Origin of the sequence: Comamonas sp. lk, assembly GCF_900564145.1 — a bacterium.
Lineage (GTDB): Bacteria > Pseudomonadota > Gammaproteobacteria > Burkholderiales > Burkholderiaceae_C > Comamonas.
On record NZ_UOOB01000001.1, the window covers coordinates 1,286,746 to 1,308,490 of the forward strand.

Below are 21,745 nucleotides of genomic sequence, written 5' to 3' on the forward strand. Positions count from 1 at the left end.
GTGCTTACTGGCGGGCCGTGCGCACATTGGCCGGCAGAGCGCCGGGGTGGCTGGTTCTCAAGGGATTGATGTCCAGGCCGCCGCGGCGGGTGTAGCGGGCATAGACCGAGAGCTTGATGGGTTTGCAGCGTGTCCAGATGTCCATGAAGATACGCTCCACGCACTGCTCATGGAATTCGTTGTGGTTGCGAAAGCTCACCAGATACTGCAGCAGACCCTCCTGATCGATCTGCGCGCCGCTGTAGTGAATCTGCACGCTGCCCCAGTCGGGCTGGCCTGTCACCAGGCAGTTGCTCTTAAGCAGATTGCTGACCAGGGTTTCATGCACGGGCGCTTCCTCGTGCTTGGCGCTCAGCAGCTCGGGCGCCGGCGTGTAGCGGCTGCATTCCACATCCAGGCGATCGAGCAGCAGGCCGTCGAGCTCGTTGATCTGCTGGGCATCAAAGCGGTCGGCTTGCAGCACTTGCACGCCTATGCTGCCGCTTTTGTTGCTGCCGCGCCAGACGGCTTCCGACAGATCGGCGCGCAGCCTGGCTTGCACTTCGGCCGCATCGGCAAACTGCGAGTTGTTGAAGCTGTTCAGATAGAGCTTGAAGGATTTGCTCTCGATCAGATTCGGAGTTTCACAGGGCACGGTGAATTGAACCAGAGCCACCTGGGGTTTGCCGCGCGGGTTGAGCCAGGACAGCTCATAGCCCGTCCACAGATCGGCGCCGAAGAAGGGCGGATTGGCACCGGCGCCGATTTCCTCGCGCTTTTCCAGGCGGGGCAGAGGAAACAGCAGCGAAGCGTCGTACTGATCGACATAGGCCGAGCTTTTGCCCAGCTGGGATTGTTCAGGAGTATTCATAGACATGGTGAGAGGCAAGAGCTGCTAGTAAAAAAGTTGAGCTGCTTGCGCTTGTATTGATTGGGCTTGAATCGGTTTTTACTTGAATTCGCGCTCGCGCAGCCACTTGGTGGCAATCCACTTTTCGCCTTCCAGCACCGGCGCACCGCCGTGCAGCGTGCGGGTGGCGGGGTCGGGTCTGTCGTAGCTGAAGAAGACGGCATTACCGCGTCGCGGCACAACTTGCAGCGGTACTTCGGGGAAGGTGGTGCCGCCGCCACGCGTGGGCTCGTTCAGGTACATGACCAGCGTGCCCACGCGCTGACCGCCGCGTTTGAGAATGCTGGGCGTGCCCGGTTCATGGGGTGCAAAGTAGTCGTGGTGGGGCTTGTATTCGGCGCCGGGTCGGTAGTGCAGCACTTGCAGGCCTTCGCCGTTTTCCAAAGGCCAGTTCAGCAGCCGGGCGATACGCTCTTCCACCAGGCGCACCACATCGGTTTCGCCGCGCTGAAAGAACATGCCGTTGCTGGTGCGGTCGTCGTTGACTTCCTCGCCGCCGCTCTGGTTGTGCACGGTCAGCGAGCGCTGCATGCGCGGGCGGGCAGCGTGGATGATGGCATCGCACTCCTCGGGCGAGAGCAGATTGCCAAACACCACTACACGCGGGTTGTGCATGCTTATCAGCACATGGACCTCACGGTCGCCGGCATGGACGCTGCAGGGATTGCTGCTCAGGTCGGGCCCGGGAACGCCCGATGCATGAGCGACGACCTGGACCTCAGCCAGGCGTGCCGTGAACGGCGGCGGCAGATCCCCGTCCTCCGGCAGGGCCAGAGCCCGGCGGGCCAGATGCTCGGCCCAGCCCACATCGCGCATGGATTGCAGCAAGGTGGGCAGGGAAACGCCTGCCGCACTCTGGCTGCGCACCCATTGCATCAGCTCGGGTGTCAGGCCGGCAGGAACAGGGTGGTTGGCTTGGGTGGAGGTGCTCATGGTGAAGATGCTAGTGAGGTCCGTACACAAATTCAATCACAAGGGATTGAAGATATGTAAGCACTTTCACGCTTCAAGCTGGCGGCGAAATACCAGTCGTTCCGGTGTGGAGGCGCTGTCGCTGAAGGCATAGCCTTGCAGATCGAACTTGCGCAGATCGGCGGGCTTTCTGGCTTTGTGCTGCACGGCCCAGCGCACCATCAGCCCGCGTGCGCGCTTGGCGTGGAAGCTGATGATCTTGTACTTGCCGCCCTTGAAGTCTTCGAACACGCACTCGACCACCGGGGCCTTGAGCGTCTTGCGATCCACGGACTTGAAGTACTCCTGGGATGCCAGATTGATCACGATGCGCTCGGCTTCGGGCAGCTCGGCGCAGCGCTGGTTCAGATGCTCGGCGATCTGCGTGCCCCAGAACTGGTAGAGGTTGCTGCCATGGTCCGTGGCCAGGCGGGTGCCCATTTCCAGACGGTAGGGCTGCAACCAGTCCAGCGGACGCAGCACGCCGTACAGGCCGCTCAGGATCAGCACATGTTCCTGGGCCCAGTCCAGCTCCCGGGGCTTGAGGCTGTGGGCATTCAGGCCTTCATACACATCGCCGTTGAAGGCGAACACGGCCTGGCGGGCATTCTTGTCACTGAATTTGCTGCTGAAGGCCTCGTAGCGGCCGACGTTGAGCACTGCGAGCTTGTCGCTGATGCTCATGAGTTCGGCAATGTCCTGAGGCGCTTTCTGGCGCAGTACGGCAATCAGCTCCAGCGGCTGCTTCTTGAAGACCGGCAGCGTATGCGGCAGGTCCTGGGGCAGCGGGGTTTCATAGTCCAGCGATTTGGCCGGCGAGATCAAAAACAGCATGGCGGGGGTGAATCAGGGAAGGGGTCACTCAAACGATTCGGGGCCAACGGCCTTGTCTGCAAGCAGACAAATGCTGTTGGCCCCGTGCTTGGCAGCTAAGACGCCGGATGTCGTCTTAGTTGGCCGTAGCGCTTTCCTGCTCGAATGGCAGAGGCATCAGGCTCAAGTCCTTGCGGGTCTCGACCAGCACCAGCGGGCCTTCGTCCAGCACGACCACGGGAGGACGCTCGCGTGGGATGTGCACAGGCTTGGGCTCGGCTGCAATGGCCGCTTGCACGGCGGCGATCTTGGCGGCGTCGGAGTTCACCCACTGCAGACCGCAGGCGGCTGCCAGGGCTTGAAGTTCGGACACGGGCAGCTCGTAGGCTTGCAGCTGGGGCATGCCGGGAGCCGCTGCTTCAACCACTGCCTGGGCAGCAGGCTGAACGACGGGCTGCGCAACAGGCTGAGCGATGGGCTCTGCAGCCGGTTGTGCTGCCACGGGTGCGACCTCGGCCACTTCGGCTGCAGGCGCGCTGACCGGTGTTGCCACTGGAGCAGGAGCTTCCTCGGCCACGGCCGCCACTGCCACCGGTGCTGCTGCGACCGCTGTTGCCGCCACAGGTGCTACGGTTTCCGTAGCTTCTTGCGCAGCTGCATCAATGGCTGGAGCCGAAACTGCATCAAAGTAGCTGCGGCGCGAGCCTTGCTCTTGCACAGGGGCTTCAGCCACGCTGTCCGCTGCGGGCTGAGCTGGCGCATCCTGGTTTTGCTCGGGAGCAAAACCCAGGGCTTGGGCGTCCTGGCCTTCACGCGGTGCGCGCTCGCCACGTTCGCGGCGGTCGCGGCCGTAGCGGTCGCGGGAGCGGCGCTGGCGTGGTTCGCGGGCTTGTTCGCCCTCGGCCTGGCCGTCCTGTGCCTGCTCGTTGCCTGCGTCGCTTACCTGGCCTTCGCCCATCACGGGCTGGGCCAGAGGCTGGGCTTCTGCATTGCGGGGCTGGCGTTCGCGACGGCCTTCGCCGCTGCGCTCGGAACGTTCACCACGTTCACCGCGCTCGCCACGATTGCGCTCGTTGCGAGGCTCGCGTGGTTCACGCGCTTCCTGAGCCTGGTCGTTGAACTCTTCGCTGGCGTTCAGTGCCACATCTGCGACCTGGGCTTCGCGGCGCTCGCCACGTTCGCGGCGGTTGCCACGTTCGTTGCGCTGCTGCTCACCGCGTTCGCCGCGCTCTGCGCGCGGCTCCTGCTGGCGGCCTTCCTGGCGCTCGTTGCGCTGTTGCTCGCCATCACGGCCGGCGTTGCGGCGGTTGCGGTCGCCGCCGTTGCGATCCTGGCGCTCGCCACGTTCGCCGGCATTGCGCTCGTTGCGCTCGCCACCACGTTCGGCGCCGCGCTCGTTATTGCGGCGGCGGCCGTCGGTGCGTTCACCGCGCTCACCACGCTCATTGCGGTCACCGCCACGGCCTTCGCTGCGACGGCCTTCGCGGGCTGCAGGGGCCTGCACGGCGGGTTCAGCCGCCACCACGGCTGCTGGTGCGCCAAAGCCGAACAGGTTCTTGAGCCAGGCCAGGAAGCCTTGCTCGCGCGCTGCGGGGCGGGCTGCTGCGGGCGCTGCGGCAGGTGCTGGAGCAGCGGCTGTGCGTGGCTGGCGCGGTGCACGGGGCTCGGCAATCGGAGCCGGTGCATCGGGCAGCACGCCCTTGATGACGGGAGTCTGCTTGTTGGTGGGTTCCTGCGAGCGACGGGTGACGGTGGTCACGTCTTCCACCTCTTCGGCCAGCTTGTAGCTGGCTTCCATTGTTTCCAGGCGGGCGTCGTCGTGCTTCAGGCGTTCGAGCTTGTAGTGCGGCGTGTCCATGGACTTGTTGGGCACCATGATCACGTTGACGCGCTGCTTGAGCTCGATCTTGGTGATTTCGCTGCGCTTTTCGTTGAGCAGGAAGGAAGCCACTTCCACAGGCACCTGGCAGTGCACGGCGGCCGTGTTGTCCTTCATGGACTCTTCCTGAATGATGCGCAGGATTTGCAGAGCCGAGGATTCGGTATCGCGGATGTGGCCGGAACCACCGCAGCGTGGGCAGTTGATGTGCGCGCCTTCGGAGAGGGCGGGCTTCAGGCGCTGACGGCTCATTTCCATCAGGCCGAACTTGCTGATGGTGCCGAACTGCACGCGGGCACGGTCCTGGCGCAGAGCGTCGCGCAGGCGGTTTTCCACTTCGCGGCGGTTCTTGGCCTCTTCCATGTCGATGAAGTCGATCACGATCAGGCCACCCAGATCGCGCAAACGCATCTGGCGGGCCACTTCATCAGCGGCTTCCAGGTTGGTGCGGGTCGCCGTTTCCTCGATGTCGCCGCCCTTGATGGCGCGGGCCGAGTTCACGTCCACGGAAACCAGGGCTTCGGTGTGGTCGATCACGATGGCGCCGCCGGACGGCAGGATCACGGTGCGCGAGTAGGCCGATTCGATCTGGTGTTCGATCTGGAAGCGCGAGAACAGAGGAGCGTCGTCGCGGTAGCGCTTCACACGGGCGGCATGCTCGGGCATGACGTGGGCCATGAACTGCTGGGCCTGCTCGTAGATATCATCGGTGTCGATCAGGATGTCGCCGATGTCGCCGTTGAAGTAGTCGCGGATGGCGCGGATCACCAGGCTCGATTCCTGATAGATCAGGAAGGCGCCCTTGGCACCCTTGGCGGCGCCGTCAATCGCGTTCCACAGCTTGAGCAGATAGTTCAAGTCCCACTGCAGCTCGGGCGCGGTGCGGCCGATGCCGGCGGTGCGCGCAATGATGGACATACCCTTGGGGTATTCCAGCTGGTCCATGGCTTCCTTGAGCTCGGCGCGGTCCTCGCCCTCGATGCGGCGCGAAACGCCACCGCCACGGGGGTTGTTGGGCATCAGCACCACATAGCGGCCGGCCAGGGAGATGAAGGTGGTCAGGGCGGCGCCCTTGTTGCCACGCTCTTCTTTTTCGACCTGGACGATCAGCTCCTGGCCTTCACGGATCACATCGTTGATGCGAGCCTGGCTGGGAGAGACGCCTTCGGCAAAGTATTGCTTGGAGATTTCCTTGAAAGGCAGAAAACCGTGGCGGTCTTCACCGTAGTCCACAAAGCAGGCTTCCAGCGAGGGCTCCACACGGGTCACAACGGCTTTGTAGATATTGCCTTTGCGTTGTTCGCGACCTTCGATTTCGATCTCGTAGTCCAGCAGCTTCTGGCCGTCGACAATGGCCAAACGGCGTTCTTCGGGCTGCGTAGCGTTAATCAGCATCCGTTTCATGATGCGTTTCCTCTAATCGTTTTGAGGCACGTCGGTCAGCGGCCAATTGCCGTCAGTCCCGCGTGCCTTTGACTGGTAATAATCAAAGACAGGCTCAATAGGAGCCGAGATGCCAGACGGACGCGTTGAAACGATAGGGAATCGGAAGGGTGCCGGATTGCTGCTGTCTTTGTTTCAAGTCAGCAGCGAAGGCACAGGCCAGGGTACGAGCGGGAATGGCCGTGCACGCAGACGCGCGAAAAAAAGGGTCAGTGCACGTGCGGAGGAGGTGGGTGGTCGCTTGTAGACGTGACGATGCTTGGGCGCAGGCTTTTTGCTGCCCCAGAGGCTGATCATCCATGTCCAAAAGATCCACATGCTCGTTTGGGACCGACAGTTGGGAGCGTCTGGCTCCACTGCAACTGCCGGTTTGAGATTCCGTATCAATGTTTCAATTCGTCAGCCTTTGCCGGAATTCCCCAGACTGCCGCAGTCATCTTTACTGCAATTTGTGTGGGTAAAACAGGCGGGCATCGACCTGCCTGTGCGGTGGGAAATGGCTGCATGGACTAAACTCCATGCGAATCAACCACTTACAACTATCGCGGCACAGGTGAAACACATTATAGAGGGCAAACCGGGCGAGGACCGGTCCCAGAATACGGCCGCAGTCTCCGTGCGGCTGATTGAAGTCGATGCCGACTCCGCAGGACAGCGTCTGGACAACTTTCTCATGCGCCATTTAAAAGGCGTTCCCAAGACCCATGTCTACCGCATCATCCGCAGTGGCGAGGTGCGTATCAACAAGGGGCGGGTGAGTGCGGAGACGCGCGTGCAAGACGGCGATACGGTGCGGATTCCGCCGGTGCGAATCTCCGAAAAAGTGGCGGAAAAAGCCGAGCGTCCGGCGCCGGCTAAGGAGTTTCCCGCGCTGTTGGATGACGAACACATTCTGGCCATAGACAAGCCGGCCGGCGTGGCCGTGCACGGCGGCTCGGGCGTGAGCTTCGGCGTGATCGAGCAGCTGCGCCAGGCGCGGCCCGAAGCCAAGTTTCTGGAGCTGGCCCACCGGCTCGATCGTGAAACGTCGGGCATTTTGCTGGTGGCCAAAAAGCGTTCTGCTTTGACCCATCTGCAGGATCAGTTCCGTGAACGCGAGACGGGCAAGACCTATCTGGCCTTGGTGCAGGGTGCATGGCCTGGCAATAAAAAGGTCATTGATCTGCCGCTGCACAAGTATCTGCAGGCCGACGGCGAGCGCCGCGTGCGCGTGACCACGGCCGATGACCCGGACGGCATGCGTTCCGTGACCCTGGTCAAGGTGCGGCAGGTGTTTGACGCCAGGCCTTTGCAGGGCCTGCCTGCCATGAGCCTGCTGGAAGTGACCATCAAGACCGGCCGTACCCACCAGATTCGGGTGCACCTGGCTTCGCAAGGCCACCCTATCGTGGGAGATGACAAATACGGTGACTTCGACCTCAATCGCCGTGTGCAAAAGCATGGCCTGAAGCGCATGTTTCTGCATGCCTGGCGCTTGCAGTTCAATCATCCGGCCAGTGGCGAGCGCGTGGAATTGCGCGCCGAGTTGCCGCCGGAACTGGCGGATTTCGTCCGCTGAACCCTAGCCTTCAGGATTGCATGATTAATAAAAATGATAGCGCCATGCGCAATCGCCGCTTCGACTTGATCGCATTCGACTGGGATGGAACGGTGGCGGACTCCACCGCCATCATCACCCGCAGCATTCAGGAGGCGGTGCGGGATGTGGGCGGCACCGTGCCCAGCGACGAGCAGGCGGCCTATGTGATCGGCATGGCTTTGGTGCCCGCGCTGGCGAAAGCCGCGCCCGATGTGCCGCCGGAAAAATACACCGAGCTGGGCAATCGCTACCGCTTTCACTTCATCAAGCACCAGGACGATATCTGCCTGTTTGACGGCGTGCTGCCCATGCTCAAGGACTTGCGCGAACGCGGTCACTGGCTGGCCGTGGCTACCGGTAAAAGCCGTCGCGGGCTCAATGACGCGCTGCAGGATCAGCAGCTCAAGGGCATGTTCGACGGCTCGCGCACGGCGGATGAGACCGCAGGCAAGCCTCATCCCCTGATGCTGCAGGAGTTGATGGCCGAGTTCGGCGTGGAGCCCGAGCGCGTACTGATGATTGGTGACACCACCCATGACCTGCAAATGGCGGTGAATGCGGGCTGTGCCAGTGTGGGCGTATCCTATGGCGCCCATGCCCCCGATGCGTTTGGCCAGTTCAATCCCTTGTTCGTGGCCGAATCGGCTATTGAACTGCATCGCTGGCTGAGCGCCAACGCCTGAGGATTGGATGTGAGCGAAGCGGTTGACCTCATAGAGCTGTGCGCCAGCGGCGAGTTGCAGGATGGCGGCCCGGCCGTAGCCTTCGATGTGCTCTATGCCGGCCAGAGATGCCGCGCTTTTGCCATTCGCTATGAAGGGCGGGTGCATGCCTATCTCAATCGCTGCAGTCATGTCGCGATGGAGATGGACTTTCAGCCCGGCCAGTTTTTCGACGACAGCGGACGTTGGCTGCTGTGCTCCACCCATGGCGCCGCCTACGAGCCTGACAGCGGGGTCTGCGCCGGCGGGCCCTGCCGTGGTGGATTGATCAAAATTGACCTGAGCGAAAGCGATGCCCTGGTGCACTGGCATACTGGCCCCCAACTAAAACCTATTGAGTTTTGAGATGAGTGCTCCTAATACACCGGATAACCATGGCTCGGATGCCCCGCTGAAGGGGGCTGATTTGTGGTCGCCCGCTGCAGCGCCTGCAGATGCACAAGCTTCGGCCGAGCAGGCCGCTGGTGCTGCGTCCGGCAAAAGCGGCTGGGAGCGCGATGTGCTGGAAAAGCTGGTCTTTGCCTCCATCAAGGAGCAGCGCGCCGCCCGCCGCTGGCGCTTTGCCAGCCGTCTGCTGTGGTCGGCTGTGGTGCTGCTGGTGCTGTGGATGGTGTTCTTCAAGGACACGGCCACCAAGGCCACCACCACGCCGCATACGGCGGTGGTGGAGATCAAGGGTGAAATCGCTTCGGGGGCAGATGCCGGGGCCGAGTTCGTGGTGGCAGCCATGCGCAGCGCCTTCGAGGATTCGGGTTCCCGCGCCGTAGTGTTGCTGATCAACTCTCCTGGCGGCAGCCCGGTGCAGGCCGGCATCATCAATGACGAAATGATTCGTCTCAAGGCCAAGTACGACAAGCCTTTGTACGCGGTGGTGGAGGAAAGCTGCGCTTCGGCCGCTTACTACATTGCCTCTGCGGCCGATGAAATTTTTGTGGACAAGGCCAGCATCGTGGGCAGCATAGGCGTGCTCATGGATGGCTTCGGCTTTACTGGCGTGATGGATAAATTGGGCGTGGAGCGCCGTCTGCTCACCGCAGGCGAGAACAAGGGTTTTCTGGATCCTTTCAGCCCCATGTCTGAAAAGCAGCACGAATACGCCCAGCAGATGCTGGACCAGATTCACCAGCAGTTCATCGGCGTGGTGAAAAAAGGCCGTGGCGCCAAACTGAAGGAAACCCCGGAAATGTTCAGCGGCCTGTTCTGGACCGGTCAGCAGGCAGTGGAAATGGGTCTGGCCGACAAGATCGGCAGCCTGGACTATGTAGCCCGCGAAGTGGTCAAGGCCGAAGATGTGGTGGACTACACCCGTCGCGATAACGTGGCCGAACGCCTGGCCAAGAAATTTGGTGCGGCCATTGGCGCAGGCTCGGTGCAAGCCATGCGCGGCATGTTGCCTACGATTCGCTGAGGGTTTGAATGAAATTGGCCGCTAGCGCTTGATGCATAAGCGCTGACAGCTATCAAATTCGTGATGATTGAATGAAAAAGCCCGCTGTGTCTGCAGCGGGCTTTTTTGTTGGACCGTGTGAGCTGTTTTAGCGGCCGATGGAGAACACCACGGGTGTGCGGTTGTCCGGTGGCGCATTGCGCTGGCGCCACTCGCGCACCAGACGGCTTTCGATGCGGGCAGTTGCCAGCGTCAGTCCGCTGGCCAGGGCCAGACGGGTATTGGGCTGCAGCGTCTGCAGCAGCGCCTGCCAGAGCACGGCATTGCGGTAAGGCGTCTCAATGAATTGCTGGGTCTGACCCTGGCGCAGGGCGAGGTTTTCCAGCTCCTTGATGCGGCTCAGACGCTCGCCCGCGTCTTGCGGCAGATAGCCGACAAAGGCGAAGTTCTGACCGTTGAGTCCGCTGGCTGCCAGACCCAGCAGCAGCGAAACCGGGCCGATCAGCGGCACCACGCGCAGGCCCAGGTCATGGGCGCAGCGCACGATGGAGCTGCCGGGGTCGGCCACGGCCGGCATGCCGGCTTCGCTGATCAAGCCCATGTTGTGGCCGGCCAGAGCCGGGGCCAGCAGGGGCTTGGGGTCAAAAATCGCTGCACCCTTGTTGCCGTGGTCGCCTTTTTTATGGGCTTCGCGCGGTAGCTCGGCAATGTCCTGGGCTTGCAGTGTTGCGGCCAGCGGGTACAGAGCATCAATGCGCTTGAGGTAGGCGCGGGCGCTCTTGGCGTTCTCGCTGATCCAGTGGGTCAGGCCGGCGGCCGTGCGCAGCGTGCCTTCAGGCAGCACCTCGGTCAGTGCGGTCTGGCTGTCGCAGCCAAAGTCGAGCGGAGCCGGTACCAGATAAAGGGTGCCAGCTTGCTTTTTGGCAGCAGTGGAGGGATTTTGTTCGCTCATGGCAGTACCACTCCCGCAGCGCGCAGCAACTGGCAGGTACGAATCAGCGGCAAGCCGATCAGTGCCGTGGGGTCGTCGCTCACAATGGCATCCAGCAGGGCAATGCCCAGGCCTTCGCTTTTGGCGGAGCCCGCGCAGTCATAGGGTTGTTCGGCGCGCAGATAGCGCTCGATCTCGGCGTCGTTCAACTGGCGAAAGCGCACCTGCACCGTCACCACGCTGGCTTCGGTAAAGCCGGTTTCGGCGCAAGTCACGCAGACGCCGGTGTGAAAGTTCATCTGGCGGCCGCTCATCTGGCGCAGCTGCTCGGTGGCGCGTTCATGCGTTCCGGGTTTGGAAAGTGGTTGCCCATCAAGCTCGGGCACCTGATCGGAACCGATCACGATGGCACCCGGGTGCAGCGCGGCCACGGCCAGGGCTTTGGCACGGGATAGTCGCAATGACAGATCCAGAGGAGTTTCTCCGGGTAGAGGGGTTTCATCCACCTCGGGGGAGACCGTTTCAAACGGCAATTGCAGGCGGCTCAGCAGCTCACGGCGGTAGCGTGAGGTTGAGCCCAGAATCAGCGGGCGCAACAGGCGCTCGGCAACAAGGGAGTCAGGCATATTGGGATTCTCTTACACTGGCGCCATGAGCAAGGATTTTTCTGCGACCCGGCTGGATGTGCATGCATTTGCACAGGCCGCAGGTCTTCTACAGGGCCAGGCACCATTGTCGGCCTTTACCCGTCTGGCCCAGGATGCCCAGCCGCATACAGGGGTTGAACCCGAAGTGCGCTGGGAAGTCGAAGGCGAGCTGGTCGAGGAAGCCGGTGGTGCCGGCAAGGTGTGGCTGCACGTCTATGCCGAAGTGGGCTTGCCCATGGTCTGCCAGCGCTGCCTGACAATGGCCTCCATTCCCCTCGAGGTTGATAGGTCATTTCGCTTCGTCAATGACGAAGCCACGGCAGAACTGGAAGATGACGACAGTGAAGAAGATGTGCTCGCGCTCAGTCGCGAGTTCAATCTGCTGGAGCTGATCGAGGACGAGCTGCTGATGGAGGTACCTGTGGTGCCGCGTCATGATGCCTGTCCCGAACCCGTCACGCTCCAGTCCAGCGACACTGACTTTGAAGAGGCCAATACCCAGAAGGAAAACCCTTTTGATGTGCTGCGCTCTCTGGATGTAGGCAAGTCAGCCGACTGATACGTTGGGGAAATGCATTTGCATGAATTCACGAAATGCGTTTGAGCTATAATCGTGAGCTTCGCGCGAATCCCCTCGTGTCTTTAATGGGCTGATCGCGTTTTTTTAGGGTTTGTGCAAACAAGGGTGCGCCAATGGCGTATCGCAAGGGCAAGCGTCTTGTCTGTTTGTTTTCATAAGCCGTCTTACCAACCCTTTCAAGATACTAGGAGCCACCATGGCTGTTCAGCAAAACAAGAAGTCTCCCTCCAAGCGCGGCATGCACCGTTCGCACAATGCACTGAATGTGCCAGGAATCGCTGTGGAAGCCACAACCGGCGAAACCCACCTGCGTCACCACATCAGCCCCAACGGCGTGTACCGTGGCCGTCAAGTGCTGAAGAACAAGTCCGAAGCCTAAGCGACGACTGCTCTCGTAAGGCCCGTTGCTACATATTTTGTAGCGCGGGCTTTTGTTTTTTTAAAGTGATATTTGCAAAGCCTGATCACTTGTGTTGGCCGGTTTTGTCAATGTCACTTCTTACTCCAGGCTCTAGCGGAACCATGATCACTTTGGCTGTTGACTGCATGGGGGGCGATCATGGCCCCCGCGTCACGCTGGCGGCGTGCCGTCAGTTTCTTGAAACCCACCCTGATGCCCATCTTTTGCTGGTTGGCAAGCCGCAGGAGTTGGAAAGCTTCAAGCATGAACGTGCCACCATCGTGCCGGCCTCCGAGGTCGTGGCCATGGACGACCCGGTGGAAATCGCTTTGCGAAGGAAAAAGGATTCGTCCATGCGCGTGGCCGTTGCCCAGGTCAAGGACGGAAAAGCCCAGGCTGCCGTATCTGCTGGCAATACCGGTGCGCTGATGGCCATTTCGCGCTATGTACTCAAAACCCTTGAGGGCATTGACAGGCCTGCTATTGCTTTTGGTCTGCCCAACTCCAAGGGTACCGATACCACCATGCTGGACCTGGGTGCCAATGTGGACTGCTCGGCGGAGCATTTGCTGCAATTCGCCTTCATGGGTTCGGCCCTGGTTTCTGCGCTCAAGAATGTGGAAGCTCCCACTGTGGGCTTGCTCAATATTGGCGAAGAGCTGATCAAGGGTAGCGAAGTCATCAAGCGCGCGGGCGAGTTGCTGCGTGCGGCCGGTGAGGCGGGCAATCTCAATTTCTACGGCAACGTGGAAGGTAACGATACCTTCAAGGGTGTGGTGGATGTAGTCGTTTGTGACGGCTTTGTGGGCAATGTCTCCCTCAAGACCACCGAAGGCGTGGCTTCCATGATCTCCGGTATTTTGAAGGAAGAGTTCAAGCGCAACATCTTCACAAAAATTGCCGCCATCATTGCTTATCCGGTGCTATCTGCTTTGATGAAGCGCGTGGATCATAGGCGCTACAACGGTGCGGCCCTTTTGGGCCTGCGGGGTCTGGTGTTCAAAAGCCACGGTTCTGCGGATGCAATCGCTTTCGAGCACGCATTGCAGCGCGCGTATGATGCGGCACGCAACAATTTGCTTGACCGTGTCCGCAGCCGCATCGCTGCCTCAGCGCCTTTGCTGCTGGCAGTGCAGTCGGAACAAGGAACGTCGGCGCCCTGATAGAAGATATGAGACGCTACGCACGCATCATTGGCACCGGTAGTTACCTGCCGCCCCGCCGCCTGACCAATAACGACCTGGCTGCCGAGTTGGCCCAGCGTGGACTTGAGACCTCGGATGAGTGGATCGTCGAGCGCACCGGCATTCGCGCCCGCCATTTCGCCGCTCCCGATGTGACCAGTAGCGATCTGGCCTGCGAGGCTTCCAAGAAGGCCATCGAGGCGGCTGGCATTGCGCCTTCGGATATCGATCTGATCATCGTCGCGACCTCAACGCCCGACATGGTCTTTCCCTCGACTGCGGCCATCCTGCAGCACAAGCTGGGCATTACCAACGGTTGCCCCGCATTTGACGTGCAGGCTGTGTGCAGCGGTTTTGTCTATGCCCTGACGGTGGCGGATTCCATGATCCAGTCAGGTGCTGCCAAGCGCGTGCTGGTGGTGGGCTCTGAAGTGTTCAGCCGCATTCTGGATTTCAACGATCGCACCACCTGTGTGCTGTTCGGCGACGGCGCAGGCGCCGTGGTGCTGGAGGCTTCGGAAGAGCCAGGCATCCTGGCCACCGAGCTGCATGCCGACGGCAGCCATGTGGGAATTCTCTGCGTGCCCGGTCATGTGTCTGGCGGCAATGTGCTGGGCGACCCCGTGCTCAAGATGGACGGCCAGGCCGTGTTCAAGCTCGCGGTCAGCGTGCTGGACAAGGCAGCCCGTGCCACGCTGGAAAAAGCGGGCATGACGGATGCCGATATCGACTGGCTGATTCCGCACCAGGCCAATATCCGCATCATGCAAAGCACGGCGCGCAAGCTCAAGCTGTCCATGGACAAGGTGGTGGTGACCGTCGATCAGCACGGTAATACCTCGGCGGCCTCGATTCCGCTGGCTCTGGATCACGGCGTGCGCAACGGACAGGTCAAGAAAGGCCAGACTGTTTTGCTCGAAGGCGTGGGCGGTGGCTTTACCTGGGGTGCTGTACTCCTCAAGATGTAGCAATAGGCGCTTGATTTATAAGCGTTTGAAGTACTTTTTATACTAAGAAATATGAAAAAGTTCGCATTGGTATTTCCCGGCCAGGGCTCGCAGTCTGTGGGCATGCTGGACGGCTGGGGTGATCATCCCGTGGTGGCACAGACCGTGGCCGAAGCCTCCGAGGCCCTGGGTGAAGACCTGGGTCTGCTGATCAAGCAAGGTCCCAAGGAAGCCTTGGCACTGACCACCAATACCCAGCCCGTGATGCTGGTAGCCGGAGTGGCCGCCTGGCGTGTCTGGCAGGCCGAAGGCGGCGCCATGCCCGATGCCGTGGCAGGTCACTCCCTGGGTGAATACTCGGCTCTGGTGGCCTCTGGCGTGCTGACCCTGGCTCAGGCTGCGCCTTTGGTGCGCCTGCGCGCTGCGGCCATGCAGGATGCCGTGCCTGTGGGTACGGGTGGCATGGCTGCTGTGCTGGGTATGGATGCCGTCAAGGTGCAGGCCATCTGCGCCGAAGTGACGGCCCAGCTGGGCGGTGCTGAAGTGGTGGAGGCCGTGAACTTCAACGACCCTGCACAAACCGTGATCGCCGGCAGCAAGCTGGCCGTAGAGAAGGCTTGCGAAGCCGTGAAGGCTGCAGGCGCCAAGCGTGCGCTGCCGCTGCCGGTGTCCGCGCCTTTCCACTCCAGCCTGATGAAGCCTGCGGCCGAGAAGCTCAAGGTTGCTCTGGCAGCCCTGACTCTGGCGGCTCCCCAGATTCCCGTCATCAACAACATCGATGTCACCGTCCAAACGGACGCCGATGCCATTCGCGATGCCCTGTATCGTCAGGCTTTCGGCCCGGTGCGTTGGGTGGAGTGCGTGCAGGCCATCAAGGCCCGTGGCATCGGCCATCTGGTCGAATGCGGCCCCGGCAAGGTGCTGATGGGCCTGACCAAGCGAATTGACGCGGACCTGACGGGTGCCGCACTGTATGACCCAGCCACCCTGGCTGACGTGAAAGAATTGCTCGCATGACTGATAACCAGACCACTCCTGGTCAAGCTCGCCAAATCGCCCTGGTTACCGGCGCCACCCGTGGCATCGGCGCTGCCATTGCGCAGGAACTAGCCGCCAAGGGCTATCTCGTAGTCGGCACGGCTACCACCGATTCCGGTGCAGAAAAAATTTCCCAGGCCCTGGCCGCTTTTGGCGGTCGTGGTGTGAACCTCAATGTGACCGACGGCGCTGCCGTGGATGCGCTGATCGACTCCATCGTCAAGAACGACGGCGGCCTGCATGTTTTGGTCAATAACGCAGGTATTACCCGCGATACCCTGGCCATGCGCATGAAGGACGGTGATTGGGATGCCGTGGTGGACACCAATCTGAAGGCTGTTTTCCGCGTCAGCCGTGCGGCTATTCGCCCCATGATGAAGCAGCGTTTTGGTCGCATCATCAGCATCACCAGCGTGGTGGGTGCTTCGGGCAACGCAGGGCAAGCCAACTACGCTGCGGCCAAGGCCGGTGTGGCCGGCATGACGCGCGCCCTGGCCAAGGAGCTAGGCAGCCGCGGCATTACCGTCAACTGTGTGGCCCCTGGCTTTATCGCCACCGATATGACGGCAGACCTGCCGGAAGAGCAGAAAAAGGCGCTCAAGGCGCAGATCGCCATGGGCGATCTGGGTCAGCCCAGCGACATCGCACATGCGGTTGCCTACCTGGCATCCGCCGGTGCCGGCTATGTGACGGGGCAGGAATTGCACGTCAACGGCGGCATGTACATGTAAGAGATTTCGGGCAGTTCTGTGGCGTTTGCTGCAGTTGCTGCCAGAAGCTGAACATTTTTGCAAGTTCAGAGGCCGTTTTCTCGCGACGGCCAGCCGTAAAGGGTCTTAGGCCCGAACCGGCTAGAATCGCGGGTTCATTCACAACCCCCTGAGGGAAACCATGAGCGATATCGAAGCACGTGTCAAAAAAATCATTGCTGAACAACTCGGCGTTGAAGAGTCCCAAGTGACCAACGAAAAGGCCTTCGTGGCTGACCTGGGCGCTGACTCCCTGGACACGGTCGAACTGGTGATGGCCCTGGAAGATGAATTCGGCATCGAAATCCCCGATGAAGACGCTGAAAAAATCACGACGGTGCAAAACGCCATCGACTACGCCAACACCCACCAAAAGGCCTAATAGGTCTTTTCCAGCGATCAGTTAAAGGTTTGAACGCATGAGCCGTCGTCGCGTTGTCGTGACCGGCCTGGGTTGCATTTCCCCCGTGGGTAACACGGTGGGGGAAGCCTGGGCCAACCTCCTGGCCGGCAAGTCCGGCATTGACCTCATCACGAAGTTCGATACGTCGAACTTCTCCTGCAGGATTGCGGGTGAGGTCAAGGGATTCGATGTGGAGAAATACATGAGCGCCAAAGAAGCGCGCTCCATGGACAGCTTCATTCATTACGGCATTGCGGCTGCGGAGCAAGCGGTTCTCGATGCAGGCCTGCCCACGGGTGAGGCATTGACCGATGATCTGGCCACACGCATTGCTTGCGTGATCGGTTCGGGTATCGGAGGTCTGCCGCTGATCGAAAACACCCACGCAGAACTGGCTGCCCGCGGTCCTCGCCGCGTTACGCCGTTCTTCGTGCCTGCCTCCATCATCAACATGGTGGCCGGTCATGTGTCTATGCGCTTTGGCTTCAAGGGGCCAAATCTGTCGATCGTGACAGCCTGCACCACAGGTCTGCACTGCATCGGTGAAGCCGGACGCATGATTGAATATGGCGACGCCGACATCGTCGTCGCCGGTGGTACCGAAGCCACCGTATCTCCCCTGGGTGTGGGCGGTTTTGCCGCCATGCGTGCGCTTTCCACGCGCAACGACGACCCCAAGGCTGCTTCGCGCCCCTGGGACAAAGACCGTGATGGCTTTGTGCTGGGTGAAGGTGCCGGTGTGATGGTGCTCGAAGAGTACGAACACGCCAAGGCCCGCGGTGCCAAGATTTATGCGGAACTGTCCGGCTTTGGCATGAGTGCCGATGCCGGTCACATGACTGCGCCCAATATGGACGGCCCCCGCCGCGCCATGCTCAATGCCTTGCGCAATGCCGGTGTGAACCAGGATCAGGTCGATTACCTGAATGCCCACGGTACATCGACTCCGCTGGGCGATATCAACGAGTCCAATGCCATCAAGGCGGCAATGGGCGAGCACGCCAAGAAACTGGTGGTCAGCTCCACCAAGTCCATGACGGGTCACCTGCTGGGTGGCGCCGGTGGTATCGAGAGCGTGTTCACCGTGATGGCTTTGCACGATCAGAAGATCCCGCCGACCATCAACCTGGACAACCAGGATCCCGATTGCGATCTGGACTACTGCGCCAATACCGCGCGTGATGCCAAGCTGGAAGTGGCTGTGAAGAACAACTTCGGTTTCGGCGGCACCAACGGCACGCTGGTGTTCAAGCGCATCTGACGTCCGTTTGAATGTGCCGGCGACCCAGGTTTGCCGGTTCATTAATCAACAAGCCCGACTCCCGTAGTCGGGCTTTTGTTTTTGCGGACCGGGTTTTCCTCTTGCTCTACTGCCGGCCTTGTTTGCACACTGCTGCCATGCTCGCGCGTTATCGTGCCCCCGCCACTGCTTATGCGTTCGAGCGCCCGCCGTGGGCGCTCTGGGCCTTGCTGTCTGTGGGCTTGCTGGTGGCCGGCGTGCTGTTGGCCTGGGTAGCCCAGCCGGCGGCCACGTTCTGGCAGCGTGCGCTGGCCGTCGCTCTGCTGCTGGTGGCGACTCTGACGCTTTCAGGGCTTTGGCGTAGACGGGCTGGTGGCGTGCTGCTATGGAATGGTGAGTACTGGGCGCTACAGGCTCAGCATCTGTTGCATGCCGCAGTGCAGGATGCGGAGCCTGTGGTGCTGGAAGTCGGTCTCGATGGCGGCAGCTGGCTCTGGCTCAAGGCCCGTAAACATCCGGTAAAACAGGGGCTGTGGCGGCGAGAGACGGGCGTGGTCTGGCTATATTTGTCGCAGCGGCGCAGCCCCGTTCAATGGGGCGATTTGCGCCGTGCGGTATATTCATCGGCCGTATCGCTGGCAAAGCAGGGCTGAGTCCCATGTGGGTTAAAGCGGTGCGCTGCATTGGTTTTCATGACACCTCCCGATTTTCCAACACCTTCCGCAGACAGTGATCTGGCCCTGGTCGAGCGCGCCAATGCCGGCGATACCCGGGCTTTCGAGTTGCTGGTCATCAAGTACCAGCGTCGTATCGAGCGGCTGGTGGGGCGCATGGTGCGTGACGTGGATCAGGTCCAGGACATCACCCAGGAAACGTTTATCCGCGCCTACAAGGCCTTGCACCAGTTTCGGGGCGAGGCCCAGTTCTACACCTGGCTGTACCGGATTGCGGTGAATACGGCCAAGAAGGCGCTGATGGACATGAAGCGTTCGCCCATCATCACCGAGAGCGCGTTACACACTGGTGGTGACGAGGATGAAACTTCTCGCTCGGGACAGGAACTAATCACCCATGAGACTCCGGAAACCGTGCTCGCCGCCCAGGAAATTGCTGCGGCCGTGAACGCGGCCATGGAGGCTTTGCCCGAGGATTTGCGCCAGGCGGTGACGCTGCGCGAGATTGAGGGCTTGAGCTATGACGAGATCGCCCTGGCCATGAATTGCCCTATTGGCACGGTGCGCTCGCGCATTTTTCGGGCCCGCGAGGCGATTTCGGCCAAGGTCAAGCCTTTGCTGGAGCGCCAAAGCGGCAAGCGCTGGTAAACAGGCCGGATCAGGGCTACAGGTGATGGGCAACGAGCAGGTGAACTACATGAATGACGATCAGACTCAACGCGAACAGCTTTCGGCTTTGGTAGATGGCGAGGCCACGCCGCCTTCCATGCCGGGTGTGCTGGCCTACGCGGAAAGCGACGAAGGCCAGCAGTCGTGGCGCATGTACCACCTGATCGGCGACGTGCTGCGCTCGCCCGAGCTGGCCCATCACAGCCAGCACGATATTCTTTCCGGCGTTCGCGCCCACATGGAACGCGAACCGCGCGCGTTCACGGGTGGTGCTGACGACATGCCCTTGGGCCAGTTGCAGCAGGTGGCTGCGGCGGAGGCGGCGCAGCCGTCCCAGCTTCATCGCGGTGCGGCCAATGCTTCGGTGTTTCGCTGGAAGATGGCCGCCGGTTTCGCCTCGGTAGCGGCCGTGGCCGCCATTGGTTGGGGTGCCCTGCTGGGCGGTGGCGCAGACGAGGGGCGTGCAGGTGCTCAGCTGGCTGCGTTGAGCCCGCAGAGCGTCGCTGCCGTGGCCCATGGTGCTTCTGTGGCGCTGGCAGGCATTGCGGCTCCCGAAGTGGATGATGCGCATATCGCCCTGGGTGCCGATGCCCAGTCGTCCACCGTGGTGGCCGTCACCACTCCCAATGGGCAAAGCGTGATGCTGCGCGATCCACGCCTGGACGAGCTGCTCGCATCCCGCAATCAGTTCAGCAGCGCCGCCAATCTACAGATGCCGGCCAGCTTTCTGCGCAACGCCAACTTTGCGACTTCCCAGTCCGCACAACGCCGCTGAATTCGGCAGGGGTGTCGGAACTTCTTGGCCTGCTGCTCATCAATATGAGAGCGGCTTGCGCTTGATTTGGAAGTGACTCAATAATATTTCTATTGAGAAGCATTGAAAATCAAGCGCATACAGCTATCTTTTTTAAGTCTTTCCGCCTTCCATGCTGTTGGCCTGCGGGTAAACAGAGGATAAATATGGCCTGAGCACGGCTTGCCGTGCTTTCGCTGGCGTGGAGGCTTTGCCAGAATGAGAAGCTGTGGGCCTGAAATGTCCATTTTTCTCCCCTGTTTGCGGCCTCGAAAATCGAGCAAGGAAATCATGACTATGCGCACCCAAGCCTGGACAATGTTCGCAACCCGTGCCAAGGCAACCGCCCTGGCCAGTGCCATGGTGGTGGCTGCTGCCGGTGCTGCGGCCATGCTGCCGGTGTCGGCCGCCCAGGCCCAAAGCGCCGCCACGGCGCGCGGCCTGCCGGACTTCACGGATCTGGTGGATCAGGTCGGCCCCTCGGTGGTGAACATTCGCACGCTGGAGAAGGTCTCCAAAAGCGCGGGTGAGAACCTGGGCATGGACGAAGACATGCTGGAGTTTTTCCGCCGCTTTGGCCTGCCCGTGCCCAATATTCCCCGCCAGCGCACGCCGCGCGGCGGCCAACAGGGCGAAGAGCAGCCCCGTGGCCTGGGTTCGGGCTTCATCCTCACGGCTGACGGCTATGTGATGACCAATGCCCACGTGGTCGAAGGTGCGGACGAAGTCATCGTGACGCTGACCGACAAGCGCGAGTTCAAGGCCAAGATTGTGGGCAGCGATAAGCGCACGGACGTGGCCGTGGTCAAGATCGAGGCCAAGGGCCTGCCTGCCGTCAAGATCGGTGATGTCGGCCGCCTGAAGGTGGGCGAGTGGGTGATGGCCATCGGCTCGCCCTTCGGCCTGGAAAATTCCGTGACGGCCGGCATTGTCTCGGCCAAGCAGCGCGACACGGGCGACTATCTGCCCTTTATCCAGACCGATGTGGCCATCAACCCCGGCAACTCGGGCGGCCCGCTGATCAATATGCGCGGCGAGGTGGTGGGCATCAACAGCCAGATCTATTCGCGCTCCGGCGGCTTCATGGGCATTAGCTTTGCCATTCCGGTGGATGAAGCTGTGCGCGTCAGCGAGCAGCTGCGTGCCAGCGGCAAGGTGACGCGCGGACGTATCGGCGTGCAGATCGGCCCTGTGACCAAGGACGTGGCGGAATCCATAGGCCTGGGCAAGGCGGAAGGCGCGCTGGTCTCGGCCGTCGAGGCCGATTCTCCGGCCGCCAAGGCGGGCGTGGAAGCCGGCGACGTGATCACCAAGTTCGATGGCAAGACGATTGAAAAAGTCTCCGACCTGCCGCGTCTGGTGGGCAATACCAAGCCCGGCACCAAGAGCATGATTACCGTGCTGCGCCGCGGCAAGCTCATGGACTTGAACATGGTGATCGCCGAGGTGGAACCTGACGATGTCGTCAAGACCAAGGCAGCAGCCGGCAGCAGCAAGGCGCCTCAGGGCATGCTGGAGAACAAGGCGCTAGGCCTTACTTTGGGCGAGTTGACGGCGGCCCAGAAGAAGGAGTTGGGCGTCAAGGGCGGCGTTCGCGTGATGGCAGCCACCGATGCGGCTGCGCGCGTCGGTCTGCGCGAGGGCGATGTCATCCTGCAACTGGCCAATACCGAGGTGAACGATCTCAAGAGTTTTGAGAGTGCATGGGCCAAGGCGGATAAGGGTAAACCCGTAAATGTACTGGTGCGCCGTGGTGAATGGGCCCAGTACGTGCTGATTCGCCCCAGCAAATAAGCGGTGCCGGACAGGCAGGTATTTCGCTCTCTG

Annotated in this window: 22 protein-coding genes; 16 read left to right on the forward strand and 6 right to left on the reverse strand. The window is 61.2% G+C overall.

What is annotated here, in order from left to right:
* Positions 1-4 precede the first annotated feature (4 nt).
* The 4 genes from queF to EAO39_RS05710 all read right to left on the reverse strand — a co-directional run bounded on the left by queF (position 5) and on the right by EAO39_RS05710 (position 5,936).
* Complete coding sequence (gene queF, locus EAO39_RS05695) at positions 5-850, reverse strand: NADPH-dependent 7-cyano-7-deazaguanine reductase QueF (RefSeq protein ID WP_120966553.1); 846 nt, start codon at positions 848-850, stop codon at positions 5-7.
* Positions 851-928: 78 nt separating this feature from the next.
* Positions 929-1,822, reverse strand: coding sequence for a 2OG-Fe(II) oxygenase (locus EAO39_RS05700; protein ID WP_120966554.1), 894 nt, complete (start codon positions 1,820-1,822; stop codon positions 929-931).
* A gap of 66 nt (positions 1,823-1,888) precedes the next feature.
* Positions 1,889-2,674: a peroxide stress protein YaaA gene (gene yaaA / locus EAO39_RS05705; protein ID WP_120966555.1), complete on the reverse strand. Its 786-nt coding sequence runs from the start codon at positions 2,672-2,674 to the stop codon at positions 1,889-1,891.
* Between the two features lie 115 nt (positions 2,675-2,789).
* Complete coding sequence (locus tag EAO39_RS05710) at positions 2,790-5,936, reverse strand: Rne/Rng family ribonuclease (protein ID WP_120966556.1); 3,147 nt, start codon at positions 5,934-5,936, stop codon at positions 2,790-2,792.
* A 535-nt stretch (positions 5,937-6,471) separates the two neighbouring features.
* On the opposite strand from EAO39_RS05710, the gene EAO39_RS05720 reads away from it, so the two are divergent.
* The 4 genes from EAO39_RS05720 to EAO39_RS05735 are packed head-to-tail and all read left to right on the forward strand — an operon-like array spanning position 6,472 to position 9,684.
* Positions 6,472-7,533 (forward strand): RluA family pseudouridine synthase, encoded by a 1,062-nt coding sequence (locus tag EAO39_RS05720; protein ID WP_205589350.1) that lies wholly within the window; start codon positions 6,472-6,474, stop codon positions 7,531-7,533.
* A 20-nt stretch (positions 7,534-7,553) separates the two neighbouring features.
* Positions 7,554-8,237: an HAD-IA family hydrolase gene (locus EAO39_RS05725; protein ID WP_120966558.1), complete on the forward strand. Its 684-nt coding sequence runs from the start codon at positions 7,554-7,556 to the stop codon at positions 8,235-8,237.
* A 9-nt stretch (positions 8,238-8,246) separates the two neighbouring features.
* Positions 8,247-8,621: a Rieske 2Fe-2S domain-containing protein gene (locus tag EAO39_RS05730; protein ID WP_120970732.1), complete on the forward strand. Its 375-nt coding sequence runs from the start codon at positions 8,247-8,249 to the stop codon at positions 8,619-8,621.
* A gap of 1 nt (position 8,622) precedes the next feature.
* Positions 8,623-9,684 carry a S49 family peptidase gene (locus tag EAO39_RS05735; RefSeq protein ID WP_120966559.1) on the forward strand — a complete coding sequence of 354 codons (1,062 nt, stop codon included), beginning with the start codon at positions 8,623-8,625 and terminating at the stop codon, positions 9,682-9,684.
* 127 nt (positions 9,685-9,811) lie between these two features.
* Here EAO39_RS05735 and EAO39_RS05740 read toward each other — a convergent pair whose 3' ends face one another.
* Both EAO39_RS05740 and EAO39_RS05745 read right to left on the reverse strand, forming a co-directional pair.
* Entirely contained in the window at positions 9,812-10,615 is an 804-nt protein-coding gene (locus tag EAO39_RS05740) for an SAM-dependent methyltransferase (protein ID WP_120966560.1), read from the reverse strand.
* Positions 10,612-11,220: a Maf family nucleotide pyrophosphatase gene (locus EAO39_RS05745; RefSeq protein ID WP_120966561.1), complete on the reverse strand. Its 609-nt coding sequence runs from the start codon at positions 11,218-11,220 to the stop codon at positions 10,612-10,614. The genes EAO39_RS05740 and EAO39_RS05745 overlap by 4 nt, the downstream gene beginning before the upstream one ends.
* 25 nt (positions 11,221-11,245) lie before the next feature.
* Here EAO39_RS05745 and EAO39_RS05750 point away from each other — a divergent pair, with 25 nt between their 5' ends.
* The 12 genes from EAO39_RS05750 (at position 11,246) to EAO39_RS05805 (ending at position 21,712) form a co-directional block, all read left to right on the forward strand.
* Positions 11,246-11,800 (forward strand): YceD family protein, encoded by a 555-nt coding sequence (locus EAO39_RS05750; RefSeq protein WP_120966562.1) that lies wholly within the window; start codon positions 11,246-11,248, stop codon positions 11,798-11,800.
* A gap of 217 nt (positions 11,801-12,017) precedes the next feature.
* Positions 12,018-12,200, forward strand: a complete 183-nt coding sequence (rpmF, locus tag EAO39_RS05755; RefSeq protein ID WP_003058062.1) for a 50S ribosomal protein L32 — start codon at positions 12,018-12,020, stop codon at positions 12,198-12,200.
* A 143-nt stretch (positions 12,201-12,343) separates the two neighbouring features.
* Complete coding sequence (plsX, locus tag EAO39_RS05760; RefSeq protein WP_120966563.1) at positions 12,344-13,384, forward strand: phosphate acyltransferase PlsX; 1,041 nt, start codon at positions 12,344-12,346, stop codon at positions 13,382-13,384.
* Between the two features lie 8 nt (positions 13,385-13,392).
* Positions 13,393-14,373, forward strand: coding sequence for a beta-ketoacyl-ACP synthase III (locus EAO39_RS05765; RefSeq protein WP_120966564.1), 981 nt, complete (start codon positions 13,393-13,395; stop codon positions 14,371-14,373).
* Positions 14,374-14,424: 51 nt separating this feature from the next.
* A complete protein-coding gene (gene fabD / locus EAO39_RS05770) occupies positions 14,425-15,369 on the forward strand; it encodes an ACP S-malonyltransferase (protein ID WP_120966565.1) in 945 nt (314 codons plus the stop codon).
* Positions 15,366-16,121: a 3-oxoacyl-ACP reductase FabG gene (fabG, locus tag EAO39_RS05775; protein WP_120966566.1), complete on the forward strand. Its 756-nt coding sequence runs from the start codon at positions 15,366-15,368 to the stop codon at positions 16,119-16,121. Before fabD ends, fabG begins: the two co-directional genes overlap by 4 nt.
* 160 nt (positions 16,122-16,281) lie before the next feature.
* A complete protein-coding gene (gene acpP / locus EAO39_RS05780; protein ID WP_003058049.1) occupies positions 16,282-16,521 on the forward strand; it encodes an acyl carrier protein in 240 nt (79 codons plus the stop codon).
* Positions 16,522-16,558: 37 nt separating this feature from the next.
* Positions 16,559-17,803, forward strand: coding sequence for a beta-ketoacyl-ACP synthase II (fabF, locus tag EAO39_RS05785; RefSeq protein WP_120966567.1), 1,245 nt, complete (start codon positions 16,559-16,561; stop codon positions 17,801-17,803).
* 137 nt (positions 17,804-17,940) lie between these two features.
* Positions 17,941-18,435, forward strand: a complete 495-nt coding sequence (locus tag EAO39_RS05790) for a hypothetical protein (RefSeq protein WP_120966568.1) — start codon at positions 17,941-17,943, stop codon at positions 18,433-18,435.
* 39 nt (positions 18,436-18,474) lie between these two features.
* Positions 18,475-19,104 carry an RNA polymerase sigma factor RpoE gene (rpoE, locus tag EAO39_RS05795; protein WP_120966569.1) on the forward strand — a complete coding sequence of 210 codons (630 nt, stop codon included), beginning with the start codon at positions 18,475-18,477 and terminating at the stop codon, positions 19,102-19,104.
* A 49-nt stretch (positions 19,105-19,153) separates the two neighbouring features.
* Positions 19,154-19,900: a sigma-E factor negative regulatory protein gene (locus EAO39_RS05800; protein WP_120970734.1), complete on the forward strand. Its 747-nt coding sequence runs from the start codon at positions 19,154-19,156 to the stop codon at positions 19,898-19,900.
* A 315-nt stretch (positions 19,901-20,215) separates the two neighbouring features.
* On the forward strand, positions 20,216-21,712 hold the full coding sequence (locus EAO39_RS05805; RefSeq protein ID WP_120966570.1) for a DegQ family serine endoprotease: 1,497 nt from the start codon (positions 20,216-20,218) through the stop codon (positions 21,710-21,712).
* The last annotated feature ends 33 nt before the right edge of the window (positions 21,713-21,745 follow it).